Origin of the sequence: Paracoccus sp. PAMC 22219, assembly GCF_000787695.1 — a bacterium.
GTDB lineage: Bacteria > Pseudomonadota > Alphaproteobacteria > Rhodobacterales > Rhodobacteraceae > Paracoccus.
Genome location: NZ_BBPH01000139.1, coordinates 1 through 8,572 on the forward strand (window position 1 = coordinate 1; position 8,572 = coordinate 8,572).

The window sequence follows — 8,572 nt, forward strand, 5'->3', positions numbered from 1 at the left end:
CGCCTCGGTGAAGCGGTGTTTAGGCCGAGGGCGAAACACGCGCAACAACAAAATGAAGCGGCGACACAAAAAACATTGCAAGTATCTGATATTAAATCAATTTTTGACCCATATTTTGAAAGAGGGGGTGCCCCGCCCAAAGAATCACAGGCCACTGTCAGTCCGGGTTTCCATCATCTTGGCGCTGCCAAGCTCCATGAAAGTGCAACACGCTTGAAAAGGCACGGCTGCGGGCCTAGATTTGATGCGTGGCGGGCTTCTGCTCTTCCCGCGTACGGCCAAATTTCCACTGGCCTATAAGTTTTCCGAGGGCGCTGGCTCTGTCGTGGCCCTGGTCACGTTACCCGGTACCCACCTGATATATCAGGCTTTCGGGAAATCTGTCGCCGTCGCGGTCGCTGCGGTTCCTGCCACACCTTCCCAACCCTACCATGCGTGACCAGCTGCGGCCTCATCAGGGCCGTCATGCACTGCTCTGCCGGTCTCCGCCTCCCCTTGGCGCGGAAATGCAAAAGGGCGGCCCGAGGGCCGCCCTTTCGTGATCCGATCATCCCGCGGGATGGATCAGAAGCCGTAGACCACTGCCAGACCGACGGTGTTGTCGGTGCGGATCGCACGGTCTTCCTGGTACTCGCTCGTGTAGCTCACGCGAGTCGCCAGCTGCTCGGAGACGCGGAAGTTCACGCCGAACTCGTTGGTGATCACGTCAGCCGAATCTTCCGAACCCAGGTAGTCGGTGTCGTTCGTGATGAAGATGTTCTCGTTGAAGCGGTGGTACAGACGCGACGAGGCAATGTAGCCAACCGACGTGTCCGACGACGAGCCAACGCCGACTGCGACCAGTTCGCCATCCGGACCCTCGACCAGGTCGAAGCCAGCTTCCTGCGCACCGGTCTTGGTGTAGCGGACGCCGACGCCGGCCTGCACGCGCCAGGTGGTGTCCTGGGTGTTCAGGATGCGGTAGCCAGGACCAAAGCCCAAGAACGCGTCGGTGCGGAAGTCGCTGAACTCGTCTGCGAAGTCTTCGTCGGTCTGTGCGTCGCTGTTGCGGACGCCGTCGACCAGACCGTTCTGGTTGATGCGACCCAGAGCGAAGGCGTACAGCTGGTCGTTGAAGTAGTACTGCGCGTCATAGATCGCAGCGATATCTTCCTGGTCTTTGTTGCCGAAGTCGTCTTCGCCGAACTCGATCGACAGGCCGACGCTCTGTGCGAACACGCCCTGGTTGTAGTTCACGCGGCCACCGATCGCCAGATCCTGGTTGTCGGTGTTGCCGGTGCGACCGGTGTAGCTCAGCGACATGGTGCCGAACAGGCCCTGACGACGGTCGGCCGGACCAAAGCGGTCGGCATCGTTGTCACGGTCGAACGCGTCGGTCACATCTTCTTCGATGTCCGTGATGCGGTCGTTGATCTCGGTCACGCCTGCAGCGTCGGCGCCGGTCGAGATTTCGGATTGCGCGAATGCCGGAACCGACAGGGCGGCCAGGATTGCGGCGGTGCTGGTCAGCAGCGTAACTTTTTTCATTTTCGTCGTCCTCACGAGCTGAGTAGGATTGTCCCGGCCCCGTTCCGGGCACCAGAGCATCTCTGCTGTGACATCAATTAGCGCCCCCCCCTTTCGGTTCAAAGCCCACCGCATTTCTTCTGCAGGTCGCGCAAACGTGAGCCTGTCAGGGTCTTGACACAAAACGGCAGATCCTCGCCGAAAACGACGTGTAACGTTTGGTGATGCAACCATTCTGCGATTTGCACAACGTACTTGCAACAAGGCGTTTTTATGGCTTTGCTAGGCAGCAGTCAAAGCAGATGTTGAAATGCTTGCGGTGAAACATCCACGTGATTGCCTAAATAAAGGGCAGAGCCGACGCGGCATTCCGTCGGCATAATTGTTGCACAGATGCCACGATCCCGCTGTCAGAATGACACGACGTCAAGTCTGCATCTCTGCGCATTGAACCCGGCGGTCCAATGAAAACGGCCCGGATCGTCGATCCGGGCCGTTCAGGGATGTCACAGATGTTGTCAGTCAAGAGAATCAGGTTTGAAATCGCGTGCCATGTGGTCAAGCACGGCGTTCACAAAGCGCGCCTCGCGGCCATCGGGAAAGAACGCCTGCGTCAGTCGCACGTATTCGGTGATGACGACCTTGGCGGGCGCACGTTCGGCCACCAACTCGGCACCGGCGGCGCGAAAGACGGCGCGCAGGACCGGGTCGATGCGGTCGATGGGCCACTTCGCCACCAGACCCCGGTCGGTCGCCTGGTCGATCTTGGACTGCCACATGACGACATCATCCACGATGCGCGTGAACAGGGCCTCGTCGGCCTGATCGGTCGGGCCATCGCGGTCGTCGAAGTCGATGCGGAAGTTCTGGAATTCGCGCGTCACCCGGTCGGCGGACTGACCGGCAGCCTCCATCTGGAACAGCGCCTGCACCGCGTACATCCGTGCCGCGCTGCTCAGCGCGCGCCGGTCGGGCCGCTTGTCCTGGTCGTGATCGGTCATGCCTTGCCCTGTCCTTCAAGTTCGCCCGCCAAGCGGATCACGTCATGCGCAGGGGCCGCCGGTTGCGCCGCCCCGGCCCACCGACGCGCCAGCGCCACCAGGTGCAGCGCGGCCGCCGCGGCGCCGCCGCCCTTGTTCTGACCGGCCGGGTCCGCGCGGACCTGGGCCTGGGCCATCGTCTCGACCGTCAGGATGCCGTTGCCAAGGCAGACGCCCTGCAGCCCCAGCAGCGTCAGCGCACGAGAGCTGTCGTTGCAGACGGTGTCGTAATGCGTCGTCTCTCCGCGGATGACGCAGCCCAAGGCCACGAAACCGTCATACTGTCCGCTGCGGGCGGCAAGGCCCACCGCGGTGGGGATCTCCAGCGCGCCGGGAACCTCGATCACGTCCAGGCTGGCGCCTGCGGCATCCGCCGTGGCGCGGACGCCCGACAGCAGACCGTCGGTGATGTCCTTGTAATAGGGTGCCACGACCGCCAACAGGCGCACCGGAGCATCCAGACGCGGCAGCGCCAGTTCGTGATGTTGCGTGTTCGAGGCCATGTACCTAGTCCTTGGGGATAGGCCGGGTGGAATGGATGGAAAGCCCGTAGGCGTCAAGCCCAACTACCTTCACGGGCGCCGAATTGGTCAGCAGGATCAGGTCCGACAGGCCAAGCGCCGACAGGATCTGCGCCCCAAGCCCGTATTGGCGCAAGGTGTGCGGCCCCACATCGCCCGGATCGGCGATGGCATGCGACAGATCGCGGATCAGCACAACGACGCCGCGCCCCTCGTCGGCGATGGCCTGCATCGCGGCGGGCAGGCTGCCCGCGCTTTCGCGCCCGACACCCAGCACGTCGTGCAGCGGGTCCAGCGCGTGCATGCGCACCAGGACGGGCTCGGGCGTCGTCAGGTCGCCCTTGGTCAGCACGATATGCTCGGTGCCCTGCGTCTCGTCGGCAAAGACCCGCATCATCCAGTCGCCCCCATGGGCGGAATGGACCGCGCTCTGGGACCGCTCGGCGATCAGGTTGTCATGGCGGCGGCGATAGCGGATCAGGTCGCTGATCGTGCCGATCTTCAGCGTGTGGCGCTGCGCGAAGTCGACCAGGTCGGGAAGACGCGCCATGCTGCCGTCGTCGTTCATGATCTCGCAGATCACGCCCGACGCGTTCAGTCCCGCAAGGCGAGAGATGTCGACCGCGGCCTCGGTATGGCCCGCGCGGACCAGCACGCCGCCGTCGCGGGCGCGCAGCGGAAAGATGTGGCCCGGCGTCGCGATGTCGGGCGCGCCCTTGGTCGGGTCGATCGCCACGCTGATCGTGCGCGCGCGGTCCGCGGCGCTGATGCCGGTCGTGACGCCTTCGCGCGCCTCGATGGACATGGTGAATGCGGTCTCGTGCCGGCTGGAGTTCTTGGGGCTCATTAGCGTCAGGCCCAGGGTCTCGATCCGGTCGGCGGTCAGGGTCAGGCAGATCAGCCCGCGCCCGTGCGTCGCCATGAAGTTGATCGCGTCCGGCGTGGCCATCTGCGCGGGAATGCACAGGTCGCCCTCGTTCTCGCGGTCCTCATGGTCGACCAGGATGAACATGCGGCCGTTGCGGGCCTCATTGATGATCTCCTCGATCGGAGAGATGGCGCCGGAAAGGTCGCGTTCGACGGGGCCGGGTTGTTCGAATTGCATCTGTTCGTCCTTCACGCAGGCGTCACGCGCCGATCGGTTGTCCGGCCTCGGCCAGCCGCGCGACATAGCGGGCCAGCGTGTCGATTTCCAGGTTCACGGCATCGCCCACCGCCGCATCGCCCCAGGTGGTCACCTGCTGGGTGTGTGGGATCAGGTTGATGCCAAAGCTGTTGCCCGCGACCTCGTTCACGGTCAGCGAGGTGCCGTTCAGCGTGACCGACCCCTTCTGCGCGATGAACCGTGCCAGATCGGCGGGCGCCTCGAACGTCAGGCGCAGGCTGTCGCCGTCGCGGGCGGCGGCGGTGATGCGGGCCACGCCGTCGACATGGCCGCTGACGATATGGCCGCCCAGCTCGTCGCCCACACGCAGCGCGCGTTCCAGGTTCAGGCGCTGACCCACGACCCACCCTTCGGACCCGATGCTGGTCTTGGACAGCGTCTCGGCCGAGATGTCGACGTCGAACCAGTCCTGGCCCTTGGCCACGACCGTCAGGCAGACCCCGTCGCAGGCGATGGACGCGCCCAGATCGACGCCCGCCATGTCATAGGCGCAGCCGATGCGCGCGCGCATGTCGCCGCGCATCTCGACCGCGCGGACGATGCCGATATCCGTGATGATGCCCGTGAACATCGCAGCCCTTCCCTGATGATCCTGGACCGAACTAGGCCATCGGCCCTGTCCGTTCAAGCACCAAGCCCCCTGCCCCGCCCCGTGCCGCTAAAGCTTGATGCACAAAATGATGGATCGGTGAGGCATGTCATGGCATGTCTTGACGATGGCCCTTGGCATTGCGGCCACCCCTCTTTTTCAAGTCGACCATGATTCAGACCGGCGTTTCCCCCCTGCCCCAGACCTCGCACGCGCCAAAAGGCCGCGTGCCTGCGCAGGGTGGCCCGGTCTTCCTGATGCTGCAGGGACCGCACGGTCCGTTCTTCGACCGCCTTGGGCGGCTGCTGCGGGCGGCGGGGGCTGCCGTCTGGCGCTGCGGTTTCAACGCGGGGGACGAATTTTTCTGGTCGGACGCGAAAAGCTTCATCCGCCATCAGGGCAGCGCGGACGACTGGCCCGACCACCTGGCCGCCATCCTGGACGACAAGGGCGTGACCGACATCGTGCTCTATGGCGACGTCCGGCCGATCCACGCCACCGCTCGCCGTCTTGCCGCCGCCCGCGGCCTGCGCGTCCACGTGTTCGAGGAAGGCTATCTGCGCCCCTACTGGATCAGCTATGAACGCCAGGGGTCCAATGGCAACTCTGTGCTGATGCGCATTCCGCTGGCCCAGATGCGCGCCGCCCTGCGCGAGCAGACCAACGAGGTGCGCCGCCCCCCCGCGCACTGGGGCGACATGCGCCAGCACAAGTTCTACGGGGCCTTCTATCATTTCCTGATCCTGGTCGCGAACGGCCGCTATCGCGCCTATTCGGGGCACCGCGCGATCGGGGTCGTACAGGAATTCCGATTGAACCTGCGGCGGCTGGTCCTGGCCCCGGCCTACAACCTGGGCCGCGCGCTGCAATGGCGGCGCCTGCGCCTGTCGGGATGGCCCTACAACCTGGTCCTGATGCAGCTGGAACATGATTCCAACTTCCTGGGTCATTCGCCCTTCACCCGGAACGCCCAATTCGTCCGCACGGTGATCGAGGGGTTCGCCCGCGCCGCCCCCGCCACCACCACCTGATCTTCAAGGCCCACCCGCTGGAGGACGGTCGCGCGGGCAACCGCGCCGCCATCCACGCCGCGGCGGCCGAACATGGCGTGTCGGACCGGGTGCATTACGTCCGCGGCGGCAAGCTGGCCGAGATCCTGTCCCACGCCCGCGCCGTGGTCACCGTCAATTCCACCGCCGGCCAGCAGGCCCTGTGGCGCGGCATCCCGGTCAAGACCCTTGGTCGCGCCGTCTATGAAAAGCCGGGGCTGGTGTCCGAACAGACGCTGGACGAATTTCTGGCCGACCCGGACGCGCCCGACCCGCAGGCCTACCGCGTGTTTCGCGACTATCTTCTGCAGACCAGCCAGATCCCCGGCGGCTTCTACGCCAGCCGGTCACGCGCCCACGCGCTGCGGCTGGTGGCAGATATGCTGCTGTCGCCGGATGACCCGTATCAGGTCCTGGCGACTGGCCGAATCCTGCCGCGGCAGCAACTGTCGGACCGCCATGGCTGAAAGGCAACGCCCCGCAGACATTGCTCAAGATGATATAGCCTGTCTTTGCGGACAGGGTTACAGTGCATTCAAACTGGCATACAAGGCCGGAACCAGATAACATGGAGTATCAGAGGTGACAGTTTTATCCCGGTCGTCGACCACCCTGCGGCTGCTGATGATCGCATCCATCAGCTTTCTTGCAGCCTGTGCGCTGCCGCGCTCCGGCCCTAACAAGAACGAGATCTTCAATGGTGCCGTCGAACGTGGCGGCAACACGCAGGTCATCTACGTCAACGACCATGTCACCCGTGCTTCGGCTTTCGCACCCGCCTATGGGTTCTCGAACAGCTTCCGCAGCGCCGGACAGGTCGGCGCGGACGAGATCCGCGCAGGCGACACGCTTGGCCTGTCGATCTGGGAGAACGTCGATGACGGTCTGCTGACCTCGCTTGGCGCCAGCTCGACCACGCTGACCGAGATCCAGGTGGACAGCGACGGCTTCATCTTCGTGCCCTACGCGGGCCGCGTCCGGGCCGCGGGCAGCACGCCCGACCAGCTGCGCCAAGTCATCACCGACGCGCTCAGCGCGCAGACCCCCGACCCGCAGGTCACCGTCCAGCGCGTCGCCGGCAACGGCGCCACCGTGTCGGTCGTCGGTCGCGTCGGCGCCCAGGGCGTCTATCCGATCGAACGCCCCACCCGCACGCTGTCGGCCATGCTGGCCCGCGCCGGTGGCGTCGCCATCGAGCCCGAAGTCGCAGTCGTGACCGTCAAGCGCGGCAATGACAGCGGCCGCGTCTGGCTGGCGGACCTGTACGGCAGCCCGACCAACGACATCGCCCTGCGTCCGGGCGACCTGATCGTGGTCGAGGAAGATCAGCGCACCTTCACCGCGCTTGGCGCTTTGGGTGGCCAGACCCGCGTTCCCCTGGGCAACGAGGTCATCAATGCAGCCGAAGCCATCGCCATGGTCGGTGGTCTCAGCAGCGCGCTGGCCGATCCCACCGGCGTCTTCGTCCTGCGTGACGAGCCTGAATCGGTGGCCTCCCGCGTTCTGGGCAAGCCCGTCATCGGCACGCAGCGTTTCGCCTATGTGCTCGACCTGACGCGTCCGAACGGCCTGTTCCTGGCCCGCGACTTCGTCATCCGCGACGGCGACACCGTCTATGTGACCGAGGCGCCCTACGTCCAGTGGCAGAAGACCCTGTCGGCCGTCACCGGCAGCGCCGCCACCGCAGACAGCCTGTCCAGCATCGGCGACTGATCTGCCGCCGACGGCACAAGACGACCGTTCAGCCGCCGGGGAAACCCGGCGGCTTTGCGTTTTCAACCTGGGCTTCCTGACCCGCCCCCGCATCGCGCGCATCCTGACGCTGGCGGGGCACCGCCCGGTCCTGTCCCTGCCCCGGCCCGGCGACGCGGTGGGCATCTGGGGCGACAGCCCCACCGCCTGGCGCGGTCGGGCGATGGCCCGACGCCACGGCTGCCCCCTGATCACGGTCGAGGATGCGTTCCTGCGATCTGTCCTGCCGGGTCGGGCCAAGGGGGCGCTGGCGGCGCGCGGACCGGTGGGGCTGATGATCGACCCTCACGGGTTGCATTTCGACCCGGACAAACCGTCCCGGCTGGAGCGTCTGATCGGCCAGCCTTTGGACCCTGCCACCCGCGACCGCTCCGTTCGCCTTCTGGCGCGCCTGCGCGCGGCGGATCTGTCGAAATACAACCTGCACGACCCCGACGCCCCGCTGCCACAGCCCGGCTATGTCCTGGTCATCGATCAGACGCGGGGCGACGCTTCGCTGCGCGGGGCGGATCGGGCGCTGTTCCTGACGATGCTGCAGGCCGCCCGCGACGAATATCCCGGCTGCCGAATCGTGATCCGGACGCATCCGGAAACCGCAGCCGGCCTGCGTCCCGGCCACCTGACGGCGGAGGATCTTCGCCCCGGCGACACGCTGTGCGACGGCCCTGTCTCTCCATGGCGACTGGTCGAGGGGGCGGACGCGGTCTATGCAGTCAGCTCTCAGTTGGGATACGAGGCGCTACTGGCGGGCCATCGCCCGCGCCTGTTCGGACAGCCCTTCTATGCGGGCTGGGACCTCAGCGACGACGAGGCCCCGCCCCCGCGCCGTGGCCACGCCCCCCGCGAGGCGCTGTTCGCCGCAAGCCACCTGACCGGCCCCGTCTGGTACGACCCCTGCCGCGACCGGCTGACCGATTTCGAGGGTGCGCTGGACCAGATCGAGGCCGAGA

At 65.7% G+C, this 8,572-nt stretch carries 7 protein-coding genes and 2 pseudogenes; 4 read left to right on the forward strand and 5 right to left on the reverse strand.

Features of this window, described 5'->3' with window-relative positions; all coding sequences use genetic code 11:
• Positions 1-300 (forward strand): hypothetical protein (locus tag TY51_RS23585; RefSeq protein WP_231559079.1); only part of this gene is annotated, 300 nt, incomplete at its 5' end.
• 264 nt (positions 301-564) lie between these two features.
• Here TY51_RS23585 and TY51_RS14990 read toward each other — a convergent pair.
• The 5 genes from TY51_RS14990 to TY51_RS15010 all read right to left on the reverse strand — a co-directional run bounded on the left by TY51_RS14990 (position 565) and on the right by TY51_RS15010 (position 4,803).
• Positions 565-1,527: a YdiY family protein gene (locus TY51_RS14990; RefSeq protein WP_042250888.1), complete on the reverse strand. Its 963-nt coding sequence runs from the start codon at positions 1,525-1,527 to the stop codon at positions 565-567.
• 497 nt (positions 1,528-2,024) lie between these two features.
• Positions 2,025-2,507, reverse strand: a complete 483-nt coding sequence (nusB, locus tag TY51_RS14995; protein WP_042250890.1) for a transcription antitermination factor NusB — start codon at positions 2,505-2,507, stop codon at positions 2,025-2,027.
• Complete coding sequence (locus tag TY51_RS15000) at positions 2,504-3,049, reverse strand: 6,7-dimethyl-8-ribityllumazine synthase (RefSeq protein ID WP_042250892.1); 546 nt, start codon at positions 3,047-3,049, stop codon at positions 2,504-2,506. The genes nusB and TY51_RS15000 overlap by 4 nt, the downstream gene beginning before the upstream one ends.
• 4 nt (positions 3,050-3,053) lie before the next feature.
• Positions 3,054-4,172: a 3,4-dihydroxy-2-butanone-4-phosphate synthase gene (gene ribB, locus TY51_RS15005; RefSeq protein WP_042250893.1), complete on the reverse strand. Its 1,119-nt coding sequence runs from the start codon at positions 4,170-4,172 to the stop codon at positions 3,054-3,056.
• Between the two features lie 22 nt (positions 4,173-4,194).
• Positions 4,195-4,803 carry a riboflavin synthase gene (locus TY51_RS15010; protein WP_042250894.1) on the reverse strand — a complete coding sequence of 203 codons (609 nt, stop codon included), beginning with the start codon at positions 4,801-4,803 and terminating at the stop codon, positions 4,195-4,197.
• Between the two features lie 275 nt (positions 4,804-5,078).
• Between TY51_RS15010 and TY51_RS15015 the strand changes: the two are divergent.
• The 3 genes and pseudogenes from TY51_RS15015 to TY51_RS15025 form a co-directional block, all read left to right on the forward strand.
• Positions 5,079-6,337, forward strand: a pseudogene (locus tag TY51_RS15015) (capsule biosynthesis protein).
• Positions 6,338-6,494: 157 nt separating this feature from the next.
• Entirely contained in the window at positions 6,495-7,583 is a 1,089-nt protein-coding gene (locus TY51_RS15020) for a polysaccharide biosynthesis/export family protein (RefSeq protein ID WP_197054782.1), read from the forward strand.
• Positions 7,584-7,740: 157 nt separating this feature from the next.
• Positions 7,741-8,572 (forward strand): annotated as a pseudogene (locus TY51_RS15025) (capsular polysaccharide biosynthesis protein); the annotation flags it as partial.